Annotated in this window: 22 protein-coding genes and 1 pseudogene; 15 read left to right on the plus strand and 8 right to left on the minus strand. The window is 70.1% G+C overall.

The features are described 5' to 3' along the window. Positions 1–443 (plus strand): MarR family winged helix-turn-helix transcriptional regulator (locus tag VI238_RS16855; protein WP_331653457.1); only part of this gene is annotated, 443 nt, incomplete at its 5' end. A gap of 233 nt (positions 444–676) precedes the next feature. Here the strand turns inward: VI238_RS16855 and VI238_RS16860 are convergent. Then, positions 677–1,519 (minus strand): hypothetical protein, encoded by an 843-nt coding sequence (locus VI238_RS16860; protein WP_331653459.1) that lies wholly within the window; start codon positions 1,517–1,519, stop codon positions 677–679. Between the two features lie 225 nt (positions 1,520–1,744). Between VI238_RS16860 and VI238_RS16865 the strand changes: the two genes are divergently transcribed. Further along, positions 1,745–2,587, plus strand: coding sequence for an amidohydrolase family protein (locus VI238_RS16865; protein WP_331653461.1), 843 nt, complete (start codon positions 1,745–1,747; stop codon positions 2,585–2,587). 117 nt (positions 2,588–2,704) lie between these two features. On the opposite strand, the gene VI238_RS16870 is transcribed toward VI238_RS16865, so the two are convergent. After that, positions 2,705–3,064 carry a hypothetical protein gene (locus VI238_RS16870; protein ID WP_331653463.1) on the minus strand — a complete coding sequence of 120 codons (360 nt, stop codon included), beginning with the start codon at positions 3,062–3,064 and terminating at the stop codon, positions 2,705–2,707. Between the two features lie 188 nt (positions 3,065–3,252). On the opposite strand from VI238_RS16870, the gene VI238_RS16875 reads away from it, so the two are divergent. After that, positions 3,253–4,167: a restriction endonuclease gene (locus VI238_RS16875; protein ID WP_331653465.1), complete on the plus strand. Its 915-nt coding sequence runs from the start codon at positions 3,253–3,255 to the stop codon at positions 4,165–4,167. 491 nt (positions 4,168–4,658) lie between these two features. Continuing rightward, positions 4,659–5,225, plus strand: a complete 567-nt coding sequence (locus VI238_RS16880; RefSeq protein ID WP_331653466.1) for an alpha-ketoglutarate-dependent dioxygenase AlkB — start codon at positions 4,659–4,661, stop codon at positions 5,223–5,225. On the opposite strand, the gene VI238_RS16885 is transcribed toward VI238_RS16880, so the two are convergent. Next, a complete protein-coding gene (locus VI238_RS16885) occupies positions 5,194–5,343 on the minus strand; it encodes a hypothetical protein (RefSeq protein ID WP_331653468.1) in 150 nt (49 codons plus the stop codon). The two genes, VI238_RS16880 and VI238_RS16885, sit on opposite strands and share 32 nt — an antisense overlap. Before the next feature lie 465 nt (positions 5,344–5,808). On the opposite strand from VI238_RS16885, the gene VI238_RS16890 reads away from it, so the two are divergent. After that, positions 5,809–6,687, plus strand: a complete 879-nt coding sequence (locus VI238_RS16890) for a Ku protein (RefSeq protein ID WP_331653470.1) — start codon at positions 5,809–5,811, stop codon at positions 6,685–6,687. Positions 6,688–6,752: 65 nt separating this feature from the next. Beyond that, positions 6,753–9,308 (plus strand): DNA ligase D, encoded by a 2,556-nt coding sequence (ligD, locus tag VI238_RS16895; RefSeq protein WP_331653472.1) that lies wholly within the window; start codon positions 6,753–6,755, stop codon positions 9,306–9,308. Between the two features lie 191 nt (positions 9,309–9,499). Here ligD and paoC read toward each other — a convergent pair whose 3' ends face one another. From paoC to VI238_RS18790, 4 genes and pseudogenes are all read right to left on the minus strand, one after another. Next, on the minus strand, positions 9,500–11,701 hold the full coding sequence (gene paoC, locus VI238_RS16900) for an aldehyde oxidoreductase molybdenum-binding subunit PaoC (RefSeq protein ID WP_331653474.1): 2,202 nt from the start codon (positions 11,699–11,701) through the stop codon (positions 9,500–9,502). Further along, a complete protein-coding gene (locus VI238_RS16905) occupies positions 11,698–12,654 on the minus strand; it encodes a xanthine dehydrogenase family protein subunit M (protein ID WP_331653476.1) in 957 nt (318 codons plus the stop codon). The genes paoC and VI238_RS16905 overlap by 4 nt, the downstream gene beginning before the upstream one ends. Further along, positions 12,651–13,304: an aldehyde dehydrogenase iron-sulfur subunit PaoA gene (gene paoA, locus VI238_RS16910; protein ID WP_331653478.1), complete on the minus strand. Its 654-nt coding sequence runs from the start codon at positions 13,302–13,304 to the stop codon at positions 12,651–12,653. Before paoA ends, VI238_RS16905 begins: the two co-directional genes overlap by 4 nt. A gap of 141 nt (positions 13,305–13,445) precedes the next feature. After that, positions 13,446–13,574, minus strand: a pseudogene (locus tag VI238_RS18790) (helix-turn-helix domain-containing protein); the annotation flags it as partial. Here VI238_RS18790 and VI238_RS16915 point away from each other — a divergent pair. Beyond that, positions 13,522–13,713, plus strand: a complete 192-nt coding sequence (locus VI238_RS16915) for an ATP-binding cassette domain-containing protein (RefSeq protein WP_331653480.1) — start codon at positions 13,522–13,524, stop codon at positions 13,711–13,713. The pseudogene VI238_RS18790 and the gene VI238_RS16915 sit on opposite strands and share 53 nt — an antisense overlap. A gap of 29 nt (positions 13,714–13,742) precedes the next feature. Here the strand turns inward: VI238_RS16915 and VI238_RS16920 are convergent, their stop codons facing one another. Then, positions 13,743–14,369: a LysE family translocator gene (locus tag VI238_RS16920; protein ID WP_331653482.1), complete on the minus strand. Its 627-nt coding sequence runs from the start codon at positions 14,367–14,369 to the stop codon at positions 13,743–13,745. Between the two features lie 216 nt (positions 14,370–14,585). Here VI238_RS16920 and VI238_RS16925 point away from each other — a divergent pair, with 216 nt between their 5' ends. The 8 genes from VI238_RS16925 to VI238_RS16960 form a co-directional block, all read left to right on the plus strand. Next, a complete protein-coding gene (locus tag VI238_RS16925) occupies positions 14,586–15,869 on the plus strand; it encodes a hypothetical protein (RefSeq protein ID WP_331653484.1) in 1,284 nt (427 codons plus the stop codon). Between the two features lie 340 nt (positions 15,870–16,209). Further along, positions 16,210–17,148: a M14 family metallocarboxypeptidase gene (locus tag VI238_RS16930; RefSeq protein WP_331653486.1), complete on the plus strand. Its 939-nt coding sequence runs from the start codon at positions 16,210–16,212 to the stop codon at positions 17,146–17,148. A 22-nt stretch (positions 17,149–17,170) separates the two neighbouring features. Then, positions 17,171–17,872 carry a DUF429 domain-containing protein gene (locus VI238_RS16935; protein WP_331653488.1) on the plus strand — a complete coding sequence of 234 codons (702 nt, stop codon included), beginning with the start codon at positions 17,171–17,173 and terminating at the stop codon, positions 17,870–17,872. Positions 17,873–18,023: 151 nt separating this feature from the next. Next, entirely contained in the window at positions 18,024–18,233 is a 210-nt protein-coding gene (locus VI238_RS16940; protein WP_331653490.1) for a hypothetical protein, read from the plus strand. Between the two features lie 98 nt (positions 18,234–18,331). Then, positions 18,332–18,748: a glutaredoxin family protein gene (locus VI238_RS16945; RefSeq protein WP_331653492.1), complete on the plus strand. Its 417-nt coding sequence runs from the start codon at positions 18,332–18,334 to the stop codon at positions 18,746–18,748. Positions 18,749–18,977: 229 nt separating this feature from the next. Next, the gene (locus tag VI238_RS16950) at positions 18,978–19,700 is read left to right on the plus strand and encodes a TorF family putative porin (RefSeq protein WP_331653494.1); all 723 of its coding nucleotides are present in this window, start codon (positions 18,978–18,980) and stop codon (positions 19,698–19,700) included. A 13-nt stretch (positions 19,701–19,713) separates the two neighbouring features. Next, entirely contained in the window at positions 19,714–19,806 is a 93-nt protein-coding gene (locus VI238_RS16955) for a potassium-transporting ATPase subunit F (protein WP_331653496.1), read from the plus strand. A gap of 47 nt (positions 19,807–19,853) precedes the next feature. Next, on the plus strand, positions 19,854–20,617 hold a 764-nt coding region (locus tag VI238_RS16960), incomplete at its 3' end, for a potassium-transporting ATPase subunit KdpA (RefSeq protein WP_331653498.1).

The following is a 20,617-nucleotide window of genomic DNA, read 5'->3' on the forward strand; positions in this document are numbered from 1 at the left end:
GCACGCTGTCGACACTCATCGCCCTCGACGAGCAGGGCCCGCTCGGCGTCACCGAGCTCGCCGGTCGTTTGCGCCAGTCGCACCCGCTCGTGATCGTCTGGATCAGGGAACTGTCGGGATTGTCTCTCGTGGAGCAGACCAGCGATCCGCTGGATCGGCGCCGCACGGTCGTGCGCCTCACCGCGGCGGGGCGGCGGGAGGTCGCGAAGGTGCGTGCCGCGCTGGAGCCGATGGCACGGGCCTCGCGCGAGCTGCTCGCCCTGGCGGGACCCGGCGCATGGGATGCGTTGTGGGCGATGGAGCGCGGTTGTCGCGAGCGGCCGTTCCTCGACCGCTTGCGGGCGGCTGCTTCGAAGCGCGTCGCGCGCGTGCCGCGTGCGCCCGCGAAACGCGCGACGGCGGTTGCGCGCCGCTCTCCGTCCGGCGGCGCGCGCACACGCTGAGGCTGGGTGCGCCTGCTCCGTCGGGTCAGGTCTGGAGGAGGTCGTCGTTGCCCGCTTTCCCCGCAATGCGGAACGGCGGCCGTGTGCGGGCGTCCTCCCGGAATCGCCGAATGCGTCGTCGTCCCTGCGTACGCGCGGATCCACCTCGCTACGATGTCCATAGAGGTCGAGCACGCTTCGGATTCCCGCTTGCGCGGGAATGACGAAGGCGCGCGACCGTATGGATCCTCGCCCTAGTGCAGAGGCGTCATCACCCCGTGGTCGAACGCTGCTGCGGCAGCATCGGGTCCGAGAGGCGCGTTCGCGCTCGGCACGTAGAAGAAGCTCAGCGTCACGGTGACCGGGATCGGGCTCGGATTGGCGATCGTGTAGCGCCACTGGGTGGTGGAGAGGGCGCCGTTCTCCGTGATCGTCGTGGCGGTGCTCGCGCCCGCTGCATTGACGATGCCGCCCGAAAACAAGCTGCTGGACCAGGTCGCCGTCCAGGTGCATCCGTTGTTCGCCGGACAGGTCACGTCCTGCGAAACGCGCTGCGGCAGCAGCGACGGTCCTGCGGGGCCCTGCGGACCCGTCGCTCCCTGCGGACCTGTCGCGCCCTGCGGCCCGGTCGCACCTTGCGGCCCCGTCGCGCCTTGCGGCCCGGTATCACCCTGCGGCCCGGGCACTCCTTGCGGCCCCGGGTCACCTTGCGGTCCGACCGGCCCCGGGTTGCCGTCGAGCGCGAATTGCGCGACCGGCGTCGTCGAGACCGCCTGGCGCGGGTCGAGCACCTGGCCGTTCACGCTGACTTCGAGCCACGACTGCGTGCCGCTGAACGCGCCGGGAAAGGCGAGACTCACGGTGAACAATCCGTCGGTGACCGGGAATTGCGCTTCGTTGACCGGCGCGCCGATCGCATTGCCGCCGGTGGGGGCGTCGAACAGGCGGAACTGCAGGTCGAACGCGCCATTGGCGGGCTGGCCGTTCTGGCTCAGGCGACCCTGGTACGTGAAATCGGGCAGCTGCGCGGTCTGCGCGAAGGCGACTCCGGCGCACGGCAGCAGGGCCAGCGCGGTCCAGCAAAGCAGGTTCTTCATGTTCGTTCCTCGTCGGTCATCGCAGGCGCACGTGCGTCGGCCGTGCGGGTTCGACGAGGTAGGCGCAGGAACGGGGCCGCGGCTATCAAAGGCGCGCACCGTCGACGTGAGCGCATCGACGCGGGTGCAGACGCAGCGCCCGTCGACGACGCGCGCAGGACGTCCTGACGTCGCTCGCCGTGGCGCAGACCGCTATCCTTGTCGATCCGTCGATGGAGCGTGCCGATGTCCGTGCGAATCCTCCTGCTGTCCCTGCTCTTCTGCGCCTGCGTCGCGCACGCGGACGAAACCGTGTTCGACACCCACGTCCATCTTCACGACGCCGAGGCGTCGCTGCGCGCCTACGAGGCCGACGTCGCCGCCGCGAACATCAAGCTCGCGGGTTTCGCCGGTATGTGGTTCGGCGGGCCGAACCAGGCGCTCGCGGGCGATCCGTCGGCGATCCGCAAGGCCGACGACGCGCACATCGCGCTCGCGCACCGGCACCCGGAAATGCTGCCCGTCGCGACCGTGCATCCTTACGATGGCCAGGCCGCGCTCGACGAGATCGCGCGCGTCGCGGCGCGCGGTGTCAAGGTGCTCAAGCTGCATCCGCACACCCAGAAGTTCGATGCCGCCGATCCGCGCGTGCTCGCGCTCGTGCGCAAGGCGGGCGAGCTCGGCATGGTCGTGCTGTTCGACAACGCGAACATCCTGCCCGGCGACAGCGAACGGCTGTTCAACCTCGCGCTCCAGGCGCCGAAGACGAAGTTCATCTTCGCGCACATCGGCGGCATGAACTTCCGTTTCTGGAACATGCTCGCGCTTGCGCGCACCGCGGACAGGTTCTTCTTCGACAACATTTACTTCGACATTTCGGCGACGGTGGTGCTCGCTGCCGATTCGCCGATCGAAGCCGAGTTCGTCTGGACCCTGCGCAACGTCGGCATCGACCACGTGCTGCTCGGTTCCGATTATCCGCAGCTCACGCTCGGCAAGACGCTCGACGCGCTTCATCGGCTCGGCCTCAGCGACGAGGAGCAGGCCAAGATCCGCGTCGACAACGCGCGCAAGCTGTTCGGTCGCTGACTCGCCGCCGTGCCCGAGCGAGCCGGCGGCGCCGCCCGCACGCCGCGTCCGTAACCGCGACCAGGACGATGTCCATGCGCAGGCGGCTCGCGCCGAGCGGTGATCCGCGTGCGGTCGCTAGATCCGGCGCCAGAGGTTGAGCGCCAGGCAGACGAAGCCGACGAGCAGCGCGATCGCGCCGGTGCCGATCACCGGAGGCAGGTTCGCACGCCCCGACAACATGAGCGCGAGACCGGCCATGAACACCGGCAGACCGAGGTTGTGCAGCCAGAAATGCGCCTGCGCGAGGCGCGTGCCGGCCGCCTCGGGGTGCAGGCGGTAGATCACGCCCGCCATCGCGAGCGTGAGCCAGCCTGCGAGCAGGATGTGCGCATGCACGGGCATGAGCGTGAAGTCCTGCGACAGGCCCATGTAGATGCCGAGGCTCGCACCCAGCACGAGATAGGCAAGCGAGATCTTGATGAAGCGCGCGGACATGATCGTTCACTCCCGTGGACGCGGGCAGCCTGCCGCAGTTCGCGTCGGCCGGCAGCCGATGGCGCGCTGCGCCCGGAGTGCGCGACCCGACGCGGCCGCCGGTCGCGGCCACCGTCGCGCGCGGCTTGCCGGCGCGGCCGGTTTGTTGCCTACTGGTGTACCCGGTCAGGTCGAGGCGAACGCGCGGCATGCTGTTCGGTAGCCGACGCGAGGCATGGCACGACGCGCTGGCGCGCATGACGCCGGCAAGGTTCGAAGGCTTGCTGGCGGAGCACTTCCGCGCCGAAGGCTGGTCGGTCGAGCGTGCCGGCGCGCCGCTCGCCGCGCGCATGCACGATGGCGGCATCGACCTTGCGTTGCGCCGTGACGACGGCCGGTTCGTGATCGCGCACTGCAAGCGTTGGAACGCCTACCAGGTGCCCCCGGCCGACGTCGAACGGCTCGCCGAAGCCATGCGATCGGAACGTGCGACGGGCGCGATCTTCGTCACCTGCGGTGAGTTCAGCCATGCCGCGATGCGCGTCGCCCGGCGCCATCGCGACCTCGCGCTCGTCGACGGCACCGTCGCTCGATCCTGGCTCCTGCCGCCGGCGTCGACGGCGGTCGCGCGCACGAATCCCGCGCGGGCCGCAGCCGACCGGCGGCGGGCGCCGTCGCGGCGACGCCGGGCGATGCGCTGGATCGTCGTCGCGCTGGTGGCTGTGCTCGTCGCGACGGCCGCGCTCGTGCCATTCGTTCCCGCGCTCGCCGAACGCGCTGCGGCCGTCCTGCGCTGGGCGCGGATCGCCGATCCGATGCGGCAGATCGATCACGAACGCGCGCGCGAGACGGCGATGAAGCTGGCCGGCGTGCGCTCGGCCTTCTGGCTCGACGGCGACGACTTCGTCGTGATGGTCGCCGGCAGGGGGCGACGCACGATGGCGACGATCGATGCGGTGTGCCGGGCGCTCGAGCCCCTCGGCGATACGCTCGGCGTCGTCGTCAACGTGCAGGACGTGACCGCCACGCGCGTCGAGGAGACGAAGACGCTGTCGCGCAACTGCCGCCTTCCCGAGGGCGAGCGCGCGACCTTCCAGCGGAAGCGCACGATCGGCGCGGAGTAGCGGGTCGCACGGCTTGCGCGTCGACGCTTGCGGGTGGCGCCCGCTGCGCGTGCCGCGTACGTCGTGGATGCAGGCCGCAATGTGCGCAGCGCTTCTTCGCGCGCGCCAGGACCATGCGGCGACGACGACCGAGGGCGCTGCCCGCGCGGTCGATGCAGGACGTCAGCATCGACGTCGCGCTCCGCGCGCGCCGTTCTTCGCCGCGTCATCCTTCCGCGAGCGATTCGTGCACGGTGCCACCGCAGGCCTGGTGCACGCAGTTGCACGGGGGCCTCACGCCCTGGCTCGACTGCTCGGCGCAGGCGGGGGAACAGAATTCGTCGTGGCTCGGTACCGCGCAGCTGCACCACGGGTTCGCACACGATTTCTCGTCGGCATCCATCGCGGGTTCCGTCGGACTGAAGGTGCGAGTACACCACCGCGCGAATGAATAGCGGCCTGCCGGGATTGCGGCGCTGCGGCCTCGCCCCCATCTGCGCCCGATGCACCAGATGTCCCTGCTCGATGCCGGCGTTGCGCTCGTCGACCATCCGGTCGCGCGCATCGACTATTGGCCGCAGGTCTGCGATGCCGCCATCGCCGATGCGTGGTTCGATGCGTTGCGCGCGGGCGTGCCATGGCGCTCGGATCGGCGCATGATGTACGAGCGCGACGTCGCCGTGCCGCGCCTGCTCGCGCACTACGCGCTCGCCGGCGACGACGTGCCCGCGGCGATCCACGCTGCGCTCGCGGCCGTCGCGCGCGTCGTCGAGGCGCCGTTCACGAGCGTCGGCCTCAACCTCTATCGCGATGGTGGCGACAGCGTCGCGATGCACCATGATCGCCTCGCCGAACTCGTTCCGGGCGAGCCGATCGCATTGCTGTCGCTCGGTGCGCCGCGGCACATGACGATCGCGACTCGCCACCCGCCGCGCACGTCCCGCAGGATCGAGCTGCAGCCGGGCAGCCTGCTCGTGATGAACTACGCCTCGCAGCTGCACTACCTGCACGGCATCCCGAAGACGACGTCGAGGGTCGGTCCTCGCATCAGCCTCGCGTTCCGCGTGCGTCCTGCCTGAAGCTCATGGCCCGCCGCGTGGCGTCGCCGCGCGGGATCGTCATCTGCGCGGCCTGGCCACGGCGGTTGCGCATCGCGAGGCGAAAGCCCTTGGTGAAGCGCAGTGTCTTGCTTTGCATGCGTGCCTCCAGGTGTGCCAGGCGCCGGGTGGATCGCGCCGCTTCATGAGATCGGCGCGGAAGCGCGCGAACGCTTCCTCGCCGCGCGCGCCGATGCGCGCGCGCAGTACGTACGCGGGGTGGACGGTCGCGAGCGCCCACCGGCGCTGGTCGGGTTCGACGCATTCGCCGTGACGCTGCATGAGCCGGAAGCCCGTCCAATCACGACGGTCGCCGCGTCGCTTCACCAACACCGTCTGTGTCGCGGGTCGCCACAGGTCGCACGCGCGACATGCATGCGCTGACCTCTTCCGCGCGGCACAGCGACGGCGGTTTGCGGGATCGCGGCATGTTCGGCGTTGCGCCAGTGCCGCGCAGCGTGTGTGCGTCGGCCGACTGAACCCGCGCCAACGTCGGTATCCGCGTTTCATTGCGGCATCGCGCGCGCATGCCTACGCTGCCGTCATCGCCCTGCGGAGGAACGCCATGGCTCGCCCGATCTGGAACGGCACGCTCTCGTTCGGCCTGCTCAACATTCCCGTCGCCGTCGTGAGCGGCGAACGGTCGACCGACCTGCATTTCCGCATGCTCGATTCGCGCGACAACAAGCCGATCCGCTACGAGCGCGTCAACGCCGATACCGGCCATGAAGTACCATGGAAGGACGTCGTGAAGGCGTTCGAGTACCGCAAGGGCAGCTACGTCGTGCTCGAGCCCGAGGACATCAAGGGCGCCGCGCCGGAGAGCCACGAGTCGGTGGATCTCGAGACCTTCGTCGAAGCCGACGCGATCGGACCGGAGTACTTCGAGAAGCCGTACTATCTCGTGCCGGGCAAGCGTGCCGAAAAGGGCTACGTACTGCTGCGCCAGACACTCGAGAAGACCGGCCGGATCGGCATCGGCCGCGTCGTGATCCGGACGCGCGAATACCTCTGCGCGGTGCTGCCGCGCGGCAAGGCGCTGCTGCTGAACCTGCTGCGCTATCCGTCGGAAGTGGTGCCGCTGAGCGAGTACGACTTCCCCGCGACCGCCAAGCGCGTGACGCGCAGCGAACTCGCGATGGCGGAGAAGCTCGTCGAGACGTTGTCGGGCGAATGGAAGCCGGCCGACTTCAAGGACGAGTTCCGCGAACGCCTCGAAAAGGTGATCGCGAAGCGCCTCAAGAGCAAGCACACGGTCGATGTCGAACCCGAGGACGAGGCGCCCGAGCCGGCATCCACCAACGTCGTCGACTTCGTCTCCCTGCTCAAGCAGAGCCTCGCCGAGGGACGACGCGCACCTGCGGCGAAGAAGAAGGCACCGGCGAAGCGGGCCGCGAAACGGAAGCCGGCCGCCAAGAAGAAGGGGGCGAGGAAGCGCGCCTGATGCCGCGACGCGACGGACGGTATTCAGGTCCGCACGTCGATACTTCGGCTCCAACGGAGGCGGCCATGGCTCTCGCCGAGTACAAGCGCAAGCGCAACTTCCGCTCGACGCCCGAGCCGTCGGGCGGCGGCGGTCGCGGACGCGGTATCTTCGTCGTCCAGTTGCACCATGCGAGTCGGCGCCACTACGACTTCCGCCTCGAGTACGCGGGTACGCTCAAGAGCTGGGCCGTGCCGAAGGGACCGAGCTTCGATCCGAAGGTCAAGCGCATGGCCGTGCAGGTCGAGGATCATCCACTGTCCTACGCGGACTTCGAGGGCGATATCCCACAAGGCAATTACGGCGCCGGCCACGTCGACGTGTTCGACCACGGCACCTGGGAGCCCGACGGCAGCGTGCGCGACGGGCTCGAGAAGGGGGAGCTCAAGTTCACCTTGCACGGCGACGTGCTGCGCGGCTCCTGGGTGCTCGTGCGCACGCGCAAGGACGGCGCAAAGCCGCAATGGCTGCTCATCAAGCACCGCGACGCGTACGCGGGCGAGCGCGAGGCGGACGACTTCGTCGATCCGCGCTCGGACCGGCCGCTCGCGCCGCGCGAACGAAGGAAGGTCTGGAACGAACCGAAGCCGGCCCCGCGCGCGCGCGACGGGAACGATGAGGGTGCCCGGCGCGGCGCCGCCGAGCCGCTGGACGACGGCCCGTTCGCCCCCGAACTCTGCAAGCCGGTGCCGAAGGCACCCGACGGCGACGCCTGGCTGCATGAAGCGAAGTGGGACGGATACCGCATCGTCGCGACGATCAAGGGCCGCCGCGTGCGACTGTGGTCGCGCAACGGCATCGAGTGGACACGCAAGCTGCCCGAACTCGTCGACGCCCTGCGATCGCTCGAGGTGAAGAGCGCGCAGCTCGACGGCGAGATGGTCGCGCTGCGCGATGGACGCGACGACTTCAATGCGTTGCAAGGACGACTGTCGGCGCAACGAAAGGCGCCGATCGCGTACATGCTGTTCGACCTCCCGTATCTCGACGGCCGTTCGCTGCGCGAGCTGCCGCTGCAGGATCGAAAGGCGCTGCTCGAGGCCTTGCTCGATCCGCACCGCGACGGCGTGTTGCGCTATTCGGCGCACCAGGTCGGGCACGGGCCGCAGGTCTATGCCCAAGCGGTACGGGCCGGCCTCGAAGGCATCGTCAGCAAGCGCGTCGCGAGCCCGTACCGCGGCGCGCGCAACGGCGACTGGGTCAAGACCAAGGTGCGCCCGTCGGACGAGTTCGTCGTGATCGGTTTCACCGAGCCCAAGGGCAGCCGCAGCGGCATCGGCGCGCTGTTGCTCGCGCGTCCGGGCGCGAAGGGGCTCGACTACGTCGGTCGCGTCGGCACCGGCTTCAGCGACGAGCAACTGCGCACGCTGCGCAAGGACCTGGCCGGCACGCGCGTCGATGCGCCTGCAGTCGACGTGTCGAAGATGACTCGCGCCGATCGTGCGGGCGCGACCTGGGTGGAGCCGGCGCTCGTCGTCGAGGTCTATCACCAGGGCCTCGGCGGCCAGGGACTCCTGCGCCAGCCGGCGCTGAAGACTGTGCGCGAAGACAAGTCGCTCGATGACCTCGCCGAGGACGCACGCAGCAGGAAGCGCGGCGCGGCGCGCCCGAAGCGAAACGCATCGCGCGCGGTACACGCCGAAGCGCCACGCCCGCCGAACGGTGCGGCGAAGCGCGCGTCGGCGCCTGCCGGGGCGGTGCGCCTCACCCACCCGGATCGCGAGGTGTTCCCCGGCTCCGGCATCACGAAGGCGGACGTCGCCGCCTATTACGCGGCCGTCGCGCCGCTCCTGCTCGCCGACATCGGCGATCGGCCGCTGTCGGTGCTGCGCTGTCCGGACGGCGTCGGCGGGGCGTGCTTCTTCCAGAAGCACACCGGCCGCGGCTGGGGCGATCACGTGCGATCGGTCGAGGTGAGGGAGAAGGGCGGGGGCAGCGATCGCTATCTCGCGGTCGATGACGCGACGGGCGTGCTGCAGCTGGTACAGATGAACGTGCTCGAGTTCCATCCGTGGGGTGCGCGGGCATCGGACCTCGAGCATGCCGATCGCATCATCTTCGACCTGGATCCGCATCCGTCGGTCGCCTGGCCCGACGTGAAGAAGGCCGCGCGGACCCTGCGCGACGCGCTCGCCGCGATCGGCCTCGAATCGTTCCTGCGCACGTCCGGCGGCAAGGGTCTGCACATCGTCGTTCCACTCGCGCCGGCCGTGGCGTGGGCGGATGCGAAGCGCTTCGCGGAGCAGGTCGCCGACACGCTCGCGGGCGAGCGGCCGGAAACCTTCGTGAGCGTCGCGGGCGAGCAGAAGCGCGAGCGCCGCATCTTCGTCGACTGGCTGCGCAATGCGCGCGGCGCGACCTCGGTCGGCTCCTACTCGCTGCGCGCGCGCGACGGCGCGCCGGTCGCGCTGCCGATCGAATGGAGCGAACTCGCGCGACTGCGCGGCGGCGGCGACTATACGATCCGCACGGCCCTCGCGAAGATTGCGCGGCGCAAGCGCGATCCGTGGGCGGATTTCGACCGCGTGCGGCAGACGCTGCCGTCGGTGAGTGGACGCCGCGTCGCAAAGCGCAAGGACTGAAGCACCGAGCACACGGAGCACACGGAGAAAGCGGCTGCGCGAGTATTCGCGCAGGCGTCTCGCGAATCAATTTTGCGGGACAGCGAAGCTTGAAACACGAAGCACACAGAGCACACGAAGAGATCAGCTTCAGAATGCTTTCCTCGGTGTACTCTGTGTGCTTCGTGTTCCAGTCTTTTCGCTTTGACGCACTAGGCTCGGCCCAGCGGCGGTAGACGATCGATCAGCTTGTCGAGCGTGACCGGATAGTCGCGCACGCGCACGCCGGTCGCGTGGTGGATCGCGTTGGCGATCGCAGCCGCGACGCCGCAGATGCCGAGTTCGGCGACACCCTTCGCCTTCATCGGCGAGGACATCGGGTCGGTCTCGTCGAGAAAGACGACGTCGAGATGCGGGATGTCCGCATGCACGGGGACCTCGTAGCCGGCGAGGTCATGGTTGACGAAGAAGCCCGCGGCGCGGTCCACGACGAGGTGTTCCGACAAGGCGGCGCCGACGCCCATCGTCATCGCGCCGATGACCTGGCTGCGCGCGGTCTTCGGGTTGAGGATGCGCCCCGCCGCGCATACCGCGAGCATGCGCTTCACGCGCGTTTCGCCGGTCGCCGCGTCGACGCGCACCTCGACGAAGTGCGCACCGAAGGTCGACTGCTGGTAGCGCTTCGCGAGATCGCCGTACTCCATGCTGTCCTCGGCGACGAGTTCGCCGTTGCGCGCGGCCTCCGCGAGCGACGCGCGACGGGTGCCGGCTCGCACCTGTCCGTCGACGAACTCGGCATCGCCGGGAAGGCCGAGTTTCGCGAGGACGGATTCGCGCAGTTTCATGCACGCGGCGTACACGCCCGCGGTGGAACTGTTGCCGCCCCATTGGCCACCCGAGCCCGACGAGACCGGGTAGTCGGAGTCGCCGAGGCGAACGACCACCTGGTGCAGCGGCACGCCCATCATTTCGGCCGCCGTCTGCGCGATGATCGTATAGCTGCCGGTGCCGATGTCGGTCATGTCGGTCTCGACCGCGATCGTGCCGTCCCTGCCGAGCCGCACGCGCGCGCCCGATTTCGCCACGAGGTTGTTGCGGAACGCCGCGGCGACGCCCAGGCCGACGAGCCAGCGTCCGTCGCGCGTGCTCGCCGGGCGCGCCTTGCGCGCGTCCCAACCGAACCTGCGTGCGCCGGTCTGCAGGCAATCGATGAGCCGGCGTCGCGAGAACGGGCGTTCGGGATGTTCGGGATCGACCTGCGTGTCGTTGGCGATGCGGAACTGCACCGGATCGATGCCGAGTTTCTCCGCCATCTCGTCGATCGCGATCTCGAGCGCCATCATGCCCGGCGCCTCGCCCGGCGCGCGCATCGCATTCGCCTCGGCGAGGTCGAGCACCGCGAGGCGCAGGGCGGTCATGCGGTTGGCGCCCGCGTACAGGAGCCGGGTCTGGTCGACCGCGGTCTCGGGCTTGCCGCCGGGAAGGTCTCCCGACCAGCTTTCGTGCGCGATCGCGGTGATCCGACCCGCGTGCGTCGCGCCGATGCGGATGCGCTGGATCGTCGCGGGCCGGTGCACCGTGTTGTTGAACATCAGGGGGCGCGGCAGGGCGACCTTGACCGGCCGCTTCGCCGCGCGCGCACCGAGCGCCGCGAGGATCGCGTCCGCGCGCACGAACAACTTGCCGCCGAAACCACCGCCGATGAACGGCGACATCAGGTGCACCTTCTCCTTCGCGATGCCGAGCGTCTTCGCGATGTCGGAGACGGCCCACGCGACCATCTGGTTGGATGTCCAGATGACGAGCCTGTCGCCGTCCCAGAGTGCGGTCGACGCATGCGGTTCCATCATCGCGTGCGACTGGTCGGGTGTCGTGTATTCCTCGTCGAGCTTGACGGGTGCGGCCGCGAACGCGCCGTCGAAATCTCCGACGGCGGTGTCGGGCTTGCCGCTGCGGGGCTTCGCGGCCGACCCTTTTGCGTGCGCGAGATCGAACGCGCCTGCCTCGCGCGCGTAGTCGACGCGGATCCGTCGCGCGGCGGCGCGTGCCTGTTCGAACGACTCGGCGACGACGAGTGCGATCGCCTGGTGGTAATGCTCGATCCTCGGCCCGCCGAGCAGGCGCGCGGTGTTCCTGTCACCCTTGCCGAGCGGTCCCGCGTTGTCGGCGGTGACGATCGCGATCACGCCGGGCGCTGCCGTTGCCTCGGCAAGGTCCATCGAGCGGATCGTGCCTTTCGCGATGCCCGCGCCGACGACGTATCCGTAGGCCGGATGCGCGACCGCATCGTTGTGTTCGTAGGCGTAGCGCGCGGTGCCCGTCGCCTTCAGCGGGCCGTCGATGCGATCGACCGGCTGGCCCACCACGGCGAGGCGATCGATCGGATTCGTCGTCGCCGGCGTGTCGAACTTCATCGCACGCTCCGCGCGTCGGCGATGGCCGCATCGAGCGCACGCCGCGCGAGTGCGACCTTGAAGGCGTTGTCCGGCGACGTCCGAGCGCCTTCAAGCAGCGCGTCGACGACCGCAGTCGGGTCCGATGCGAGCGCGTGCTCGGCCTCTTCACTCCGCCAGGGTTTCGGCGCGACGCCGCCGAGCGCGACGCGCCCGCTGCCGTCCGCCTGGCGCACGAGCGCGACCGAGACGAGTGCGAACGCATAGGACGCGCGATCGCGCACCTTGCGATAGACGTGTACCCCGCCGGCCGGCGGCGGCAGCACGACCGCCGTCACGAGCTCGCCCGCATCGAGCGTGGTTTCCAGATGCGGGGTCGAGCCGGGCAGGCGGTGCAGGTCGGCGAGCGGGAAGCTTCGCGTCGAGCCGTCGGCGCGGATGGTCTCCACCGTCGCATCGAGCACGCGCAGCGCGACCGCCATGTCGCTCGGGTGCGCCGCGATGCAGGCGTCGCTGGTGCCCACGATCGCATGCATGCGCCGATAGCCCGCGAGCGCCGCGCAACCGCTGCCGGGCACGCGCTTGTTGCACGGCTGGTCCGAGTCGTAGAAGTACGGGCAGCGGGTGCGTTGCAGCAGGTTGCCGGCGGTCGTCGCGCGGTTGCGCAGTTGCGGCGATGCGTCGGCGAGCAGCGCACGCGCGAGCACCGGATAGTCGCGGCGCACGCGCGCGTCCGCCGCGAGGTCGGTGTTGCGCACGAGCGCCCCGATGCGCAGGCCGCCATCGGGCGTCGGTTCGATCCTGGCGAGATCGAGGCCGTTGACGTCGATGAGGTGCGTCGGCGTCTCGATCTCGATCTTCATGAGGTCGAGCAGGTTGGTGCCGCCCGCGATGAACTTCGCTCCGGATACGCTCGCGGCGCGCTCGGCGGCCTGCGCCGTCGACGTCGCGCGCTCGTACGTGAACGCTCTCATGGACGCGTCCCCGCGACTTCCGCGATCGCGTCGATGATGTTCGAGTATGCGCCGCAGCGGCAAATGTTGCCGCTCATCCGCTCGCGCAGTTCATCCGGCGTGGCCGTCGGCGCTGCGGCGACGTCGCCGCCTGCGTGGCTCGGGATCCCCCGGCGCAGCTCCTCGAGCATCGCGACCGACGAGCAGATCTGCCCGGTCGTGCAGTAGCCGCACTGATAGGCGTCGTGGCGGACGAATGCGGCCTGCATCGGATGGAGGTGGCCGGGCGTGCCGAGGCCCTCGATCGTCGTGATGTCGTCGCCGTCGTGCATGACGGCGAGGCTCAGGCACGCGTTGATGCGCCGGCCGCCGACGATCACCGTGCATGCGCCGCACTGGCCGTGGTCGCAGCCCTTCTTGGTGCCGGTGAGGTGCAGGTGCTCGCGCAACGCGTCGAGCAGGGTCGTGCGCGTATCGAGTACGAGCGGCCTCGCCTCGCCGTTCACGCGCAGCGTGAGCTTCGCCAGCACCGGCGCTTGCGGATCGCGCGTGGTCGCGGCATGGGCGGACGTAGGGCCCGCCCAGCGGGCCGCGGCACCCGCGAGGAGCAGGTCGCGCCCGAGCGCGAGCGCATCCCGCCGCGAGGGATCGACGGCATCGTATTCGTTCATCGGGCCTCCCTTGCACGAACGACCCCGGCACGATGCGCGCCGCGCACTGAATGTGCGTTCAATCGCCCGTTCCTGTGAAGGGGCCGGTGCTCGGTCGTCGCCGCTGTCGGTGGCCTGCAGGTCCGACGGGTCGGGGTCGTAGGCGATGAGCTCGCCCGGCTGACATTCGAGCACCGCGCAGAGCCGAGCGAGCGTCGAGAAGCGCACGCCGCGCGCGTTGTGCCGGAACGAGCGCCCCCCTGCGATTGCCGCCCTATCCTGCCTGCACACTCACCCGCTGGTACGCCGCCCTCGCGACGATCTCGTCCTCGACGGCATCGGTCTCGATGTCCCCGAAGGCAGCATCCAAGGCTTCCTCGGGCCTAACGGCGCGGGCAAGACGACGATGCTGCGCGAGCGCGCCCGCTAGGCGTCGCACGGGCAACGCGCGCGGACGGGTCAGGGCGACGCCGATGTCGCGAGGCGGATGCCGAGTCCGCCGAGGAAGAGGCCGGCGGCGCGGTCGATGCGCGCCTTGTGGCGCAGGTACGCCGTGCGCGTGCTCGCGACCGACAATGCGAGCGCGACGATCGTGTACCAGCCCGCTTCGACGAGCGCGACGCACGCGAGCACGGCGGCCTCGAACGCGCGCGTCGGTTCCTGCGGGAACAACGCGGCGAAGACGCCGCCATAGACGATCGCAGTCTTCGGATTGCTGAGCTGGGTCACGAAGCCGAGCGCGAACGGTCCCCGCAGGCGTCGCGGAGGCGTCGTCGCGGCCGTTTCGCGCAGCGGCGTCGCCGCACCGCGCCAGATGCCGATGCCCAGGTGCAGCAGGTAGAGACCGCCCGCGAGCTTGAACAGCGAATACAGCGAAGGAACCGCGGCGAACGCCGCGGCGAGCCCGAACAGCGCGAGCAGCGCGAACGCGAGGGCGCCGAGTCCCATGCCGCACGCGGCCGCGAGGCCGGCGCGGCGCCCGTCGGATACGGCGGCACGCGCGACGAGCAGGAAGCTCGGCCCCGGGCTCGCGGCGCCGATCGCGAGGGCCACGGCAATGGCGGCGAGCGATGCGAGTTCGTTCATGGCGCGGTTCCGCTTGGCGTTGGGAGACCGCGACGATAGCGGGGCGCCTGCGCACCCGGCCTGCGATTCCGCCGGAGCGAACGGAATTCGCGGCGGATCGCATCGCGCTGATTCCACTCGCAGGGAGAAAAAAGGGAGATGCACCGAAGCTTTCGCGAAGGACGGCGGTGACGCTGCAGGGCATCGTCGATGCATCGCCCTCGAGGAGTAGCCGCCATGCCCGCCCGCTTCGTGTTCGCGATCCTCGCGCTCGCCACCGCCGCCCCGGCCGCAGCACAGGCGTGCGCGCGCCACCTGTTCGTGAGCGGCTACTTCTCCAACAACGTCGCGATCTTCGACGGTTGCAACGGCGCCTTCCTGCGCCAGCTCGACGTCGCGGGCCGGATCAAGGGCGCGCAGGCGGTGCGGCTCAACCCGAAGGACGACCTCATCTACGTCGTCAGCGAGGTCAACGGCCAGGTCCAACGCTACCGGCACGACGCCGACTACGCGTTCGTCGACGTGTTCGCCGAGTTCACCCCCGAGATCGACCCGACCGGCATCGCGTTCGGTGCCGACGGGCGCGTCTACGTCGCAAGTTACGGCACGAGCCGCGTGTTCGAGCTCGATCGCGCGAGCGGACAGGTCGTCGGCACCGTCCTACCCGGCGACAGCGGACTGCTCGGCGCCGACAACGGGCTCATGATGAGTGCGGCCGGCCTGCTGTACGTGCCCGGCTATTCGACCGCGAGCGTCGCCCGCGTGAACCCCGCGAGCGGCGAAGTCCTCGCCGCGTTCGTGCCACCGCGCGCACAAGGGCTGCGGCGCACGCGCGGGATCGTCGACGACGGTGCGACGATCCTCGTCGGCGGCGAGGGCAGCGGCGAGGTCTATCGCTTCGATGCGAACACGGGCGCCTTCGTCGGCAAGGCCGTCACGGGCCTCGGTGCTCCGACCGGGCTCGCGCTCGGCGACGACGGATCGATCCTCGTGCTCAGCGGCAACCGCGTGCGGCGTTTCGACCACGACAGCGGCGCCGATCTCGGCGTGCTCGCGACCGTCGACGACGGCGCGATCGAGGGCGGCACGTTCATCGCGCTGATCCCCGCGGCCGCCGCGTCGGGCGACGTGCCGATCACGAACGGGTTCACCGGCACCTGGGTCGACGCAGGCGTGACCGGACAGCTCGGCCTCGGGCTCGAAGTGCTGCCGGGCGGCCGGCTCGTCGCGGAGATCTACACCTTCGCTCCGACGGGCGGGCAGGCCTGGATCGGCGGCGTCGGGCCGATCTACGGCGCGCGCGCGACCATCCCGATGTCGACGATCGACGGCCCGGGAGGACGCTTCGGCGCGGACTTCGACCCGGCGCGCGTGCAGAACACGCCGTGGGGCAGCGTGAGCGTGCGTTTCAGCGACTGCAACCACGGCACGCTCGACTGGGCCGCGGCCACGCCCGGCTACGGCAGCGGATCGATGGAGATCATCCGCGTGACGTTGCCCGCGGGACTCGCCTGTCCCTGAGCGCGAGCGTGCGAGCCGAGTGTGGCCGCGCTGCAATCGGCCGCCGGTGCAACGCGCGTACGACGCGCGCGGTCGTTCGACGCCGTCCCCGCGGGCTCGCGTCGCGTCGAGTGCGTGGGAGGCACGTCCGTTCGACCGCTCCGCGTCGAGCGCAGCCCGCACGGCGAGCGGACTCGAACCGCGCATGGCAAGCTGCCTGCGTCGTCGGCCGCGGGCGGCGCGGGTCTCGCGCATCGCGGGATGCGACGTCGCCGGAGCCCGCGAACCCCGCAGCCGCGGGGACATCGACGCCGCCGCGCGGTGCTACAGTCCGCGGATTGCCTCGACCGCGGGAACCGTCATGTCGTCATCCGCTTCGTCCCCTGCAACCTATCCGATCGGCATGCCCGGCCACGCCTGGGGCGACGCCGAGCGCGCGACGTGGCTCGCGCGCCAGGTGCGTCGGCGCAGCTACGTCGACGAAGTCGCGCGCGCGATCGATCGGCTGCGCGACCGCTTCGACGTCGCGCCGTACGGCCAGCTCGACTATCCGCCGGAGCAGTTCGAACTGTTCGCGGTGCGCAGCCGCGACTGGAACCACGCGCTGCCGATCGTGCTCGTCACCGGCGGCGTGCACGGTTACGAGACGAGTGGCGTGCACGGTGCGCTGCGCTTCCTGGAACGCCGTGCGCAGGACTACGCGGGCCTCGTGAACCTGCTCGTCGTTCCGTGCGTGAGTCCGTGGGCGTACGAGCGCATCCACCGCTGGAATCCGCTCGCGCTCGATCCGAACCGTTCGTTCCGCGAAAGCAGCCCGGCCGCCGAGTCGGCTGCGCTGCTGCGGCTCGTCGCACCGCTTCGCGACAGCGTACTCGTGCACGTCGACCTGCACGAGACGACCGACAGCGACGAGTCGGAGTTCCGGCCCGCGCTCGCCGCACGCGACGGCATGCCGTTCGAGCCGGGGGAGGTGCCGGATGGCTTCTATGTCGTCGGCGACAGCGACAACCCGCAGACTCCATTCCAGCAGGCGTTGATCGCCGCGGTCGCGAAGGTCACGCACATCGCGCCCGCGGACGCCAAGGGCGAAATCATCGGTTCGCCCGTCGTCGCGCCCGGCGTCATCAACTACCCGTTTAAGCAGCTCGGCCTCTGCGCGGGCGTCACGAACGCACCGTACACGACGACGACCGAGGTGTATCCGGACAGCCCGCGCGCGACGCCCGAGCAATGCAATGCGGCGCAGGCGGCCGCGGTGTGCGCGGCGATCGATTACGCCCTCGCGCACGCGCGCGACTGATCGACGCGGGTCGGCGGCACGCATGCGCTGCGTCGGCGTCGACGGTTCGAAGGCGGGCTGGCTCGCCGTCTCCAGATCGAGCGACGGCTTCGCCTTCGCCGTGCACGCGCAGCCGCACGAACTCGTCGCCGCGCACGCGGATGCGGCCGTGATCGCGGTCGACGTTCCGATCGGACTGCCCGACAGGGGCAGGCGCGCATCCGACGCGGCCGCGCGCGCGTTCCTCGGCCGGCCGCGCGCGTCCAGCGTATTTTCCGCTCCCGTTCGCGGTGTGCTCGGCGCGACGACGTACGCCGAGGCGTTGCAGCTTCATCGCCACTTCGACGACGGCCGTGGCCTCAGCGCGCAGGCGTTCGGCATCCTGCCGAAGATCCGTGCGTGGGACGACCTGCTGCGCCATGACGGCGCGGCGCGCGCACGCGTGTTCGAGATCCATCCGGAAGTCTCGTTCGCGGCGCTCGACGGTGGCAGGGGCCTCGCCGCGGGCAAGAAGACCGCGGACGGCCGCGAGCAGCGGCTCGCGCTGCTCGGGCGCGCGTTCGACGAGGCGCGGGTGCGCGCGGTGCTGGCCGCCGTCCCGCGCCGCCTCGCTGCCCCCGACGACGTGCTCGACGCGTTCGCGGCACTGTGGTCGGCCGAACGCATCGCCGTTGGCGTCGCGTGTTCGCTGCCCGCGCGGCCCGCACCGGACGCGAACGGCTGGATCGTCGCAATCCACTATTGAGCGTCCTCCACGCGCACGCTGCCCTCGGCACGCACGCCGCCTGGGCGCTGCGGCGCACGTCGCCCCACGCGTGTCTCAATCCCGCGCGCCGCAGCGTTCTGCGACGACGGGCCGCAATGACGCGGTCCCTTTGTCAACAAAGGAGCTTTGCATGAAGAAGCAACTTGGCGCGATGCGCGTGCGTACGGTGTTGTTCGGTCTCGTCCTCGGCCTGTCCGCGGCCTCCGCGTGGGCGTTGCCGCCCGGCGGTGGTGGCGGCGGCGGCCATGTGTGCATGATCGATCCGGCGAACACGGACCACTACCTCGGGTGCCTGAACTGGCTGCCCGCGAGCGTCTGCTGCGCGATCTACGGCCTCTAGCCGTTCCCCGCGGGTGACAGGGACGTCGCCCGTTCCGCTACCGCACCACGTGCGTCGACGGTCGCGAAGGACGGTGGCCGGCGATGCGGAGTGACGCGATGAAAGCATCCCTGCGTGTAATGCGCGGCGTCGCCTCGACGCTCGCGCTCGTCGCCGTCGCCGCCGCATGCGGCTGGCTCGGCGTGTCCGTCGTGCGCGGCGTCGTCGCGCAGCCCGCGCTGCAAGCGGGCGACTATTCGGCGATCGTGCGCGACGCGGGCGAGCCGGTCGTGCTGTTCGCGACGACGACGTGTCCGTACTGCCGGCAGGCGCGCGCGTTGCTCGATGCGATGAAGGTCGAGCACGTCGTCTACGACCTCGACGTGTCGCCGCCGGCGCGCGCACTGTACGCCCGCCTGCATGCGAACAGCGTGCCCGTGCTCGTCACGCGGAACCTGCGCATCACGGGTTTCGATGAGGCGGCCTACCGCAGCGCACTCGGCGACCGCATGGCCACGGATACTCGCGCACGATGAGTGCGCGGCGCGCCTGACGGCCCCGGCGAACGATCCGACCCGATCCGGCGGTGCGCGCTGCGTGACGCGCGGCCAGTGACACGAGGAACGGCGGTCGGCCCAGCCCGCGATCGCGCAGGTTTTATGCGGAATTTACGCGTGCGGCGCATGCGCGGCATGGAGGCTTTACGCGCATGCGATCCAGACTTTCGCGGTGGCCGATCCGGCCTCGTGAAGGTCCTGCATCGTCATGTCCCGATTCCATTCGCCGCGGCGTCGCCGTGGCTTCGTGCTCCCGCTCGCGGTCGCTGCCTCGTTCGGCACGGCATCGACGGCGCGGGCCGTGACGTTCAACGGCAACGCCACGCTGACGACCGACTACGTCTGGCGGGGCATTACGCAGTCCGACGGCGATCCCGCCGCACAGGCCGGATTCAAGGTGTCCGGCGACACCGGCTTCTACGCGTCCGTGTGGGGTTCGAGCGTCAAGTTCGCGCCCGAACTCGACGCGAGCACCGAATTGGATCTCACGCTCGGCTGGAGCACGTCGCTGGCCGACGACTGGGCCGTCGACGTCAACGTGCTGCGCTACCAGTATCCCGGCACGGCCGTCGACGTCAATTGGACGGAACTCAACGGCACGCTGACGTACCGCAACAAGTACTGGCTGTCGGCCGGCTGGTCGAACGAGGCGCTCGGCTACGACCGCAGCGGCCTCTACACCCAGGTCGGCGCGCGCTTCCCGCTGAACGACCAGTTCCGCCTCGAGGCGATGGTGTCGCACTACTTCCTGAGCCGCGCCGTCGTCGCCCGCAGTGGCTACACGCATGCGCAGGTCAACGCGATCTGGGCGTTCCACGCGCCGTTCGAGCTGCGCCTGTCCGGACATGCGACCGACAGCGACGCGAAGGCGATCTTCGGCGACGACGTCGCGGATTCGCGCGCCGAAGCCGCCTTGCAGGCGTCGTTCTGAGGAGGACGCGAACATGTCCGGTTGGTTGGTGCTCGTCTGCAGCGTGCTGGTCGTCCTGACCTTCATCTACCTGCTCTACGTCGTGCTGCGCCCCGAGGACTTCTGAGCGACGCGACGTAGTACCACGACATTCGGCGACAAGGTCCCATTGCCATGCTCGAAATCGTTCTCGTCTTCGCCGCGGCGGTCGCCCTCGGCTGGCCGCTCGGCCTCTATCTCGCGCGCGTGATGCGCGGAGAGGCGTCGCACCTCGACGTCGTATTCGTCCCGGTCGAACGCCTGCTCTACCGCGCGCTCGGCACCGATCCGCGCCGAGGCATGTCGTGGAAGGGCTACGCGCGCGCGTTCGTCGTCAGCAACGTCGTTCTCGGCGTGCTGGTCTGGCTGCAGTTCATGACGCAGGCGTGGCTGCCGCTCAACCCCGACGGCGCGCCGAACATGCGCTGGGATCTCGCGCTGCACACGATGGTGTCGTTCCTCACCAACACCAATCAGCAGCATTATTCCGGGCAGGCACAGCTGTCCTACCTGTCGCAGATGATCGGCATCGTCGGCCTGCAGGTGATCACGCCGATGATGGGACTCGCGATGGTGGTCGCGACCCTGCGCGGCCTGTTCGGCGGGCGCGACGCACAGGCCGCGCGCGTTGATGCGCAGAGCCTGCCGGCACGGGCGGTCCCGGCGGAGCGCGACCTCGGCAACTACTGGGTCGACCTCACGCGCGCGACGGTTCGCTTCATGTTGCCGCTGTGCCTCGCCTGGTCGGTGCTGCTCACGTCGCAGGGCGTGCCCGCGACGCTCGAGCGCGGCCCGACGGTCGCGCCCGTCGACGCGACGGTCGAACTGAAGGAGCAGCACATCCCGCTCGGGCCGGTCGCGCCGATGGTCGCGATCAAGCAGCTCGGCACCAACGGCGG

The organism is Dokdonella sp. (genome assembly GCF_036518555.1).
Classification (GTDB): Bacteria; Pseudomonadota; Gammaproteobacteria; order Xanthomonadales; family Rhodanobacteraceae; genus Dokdonella_A.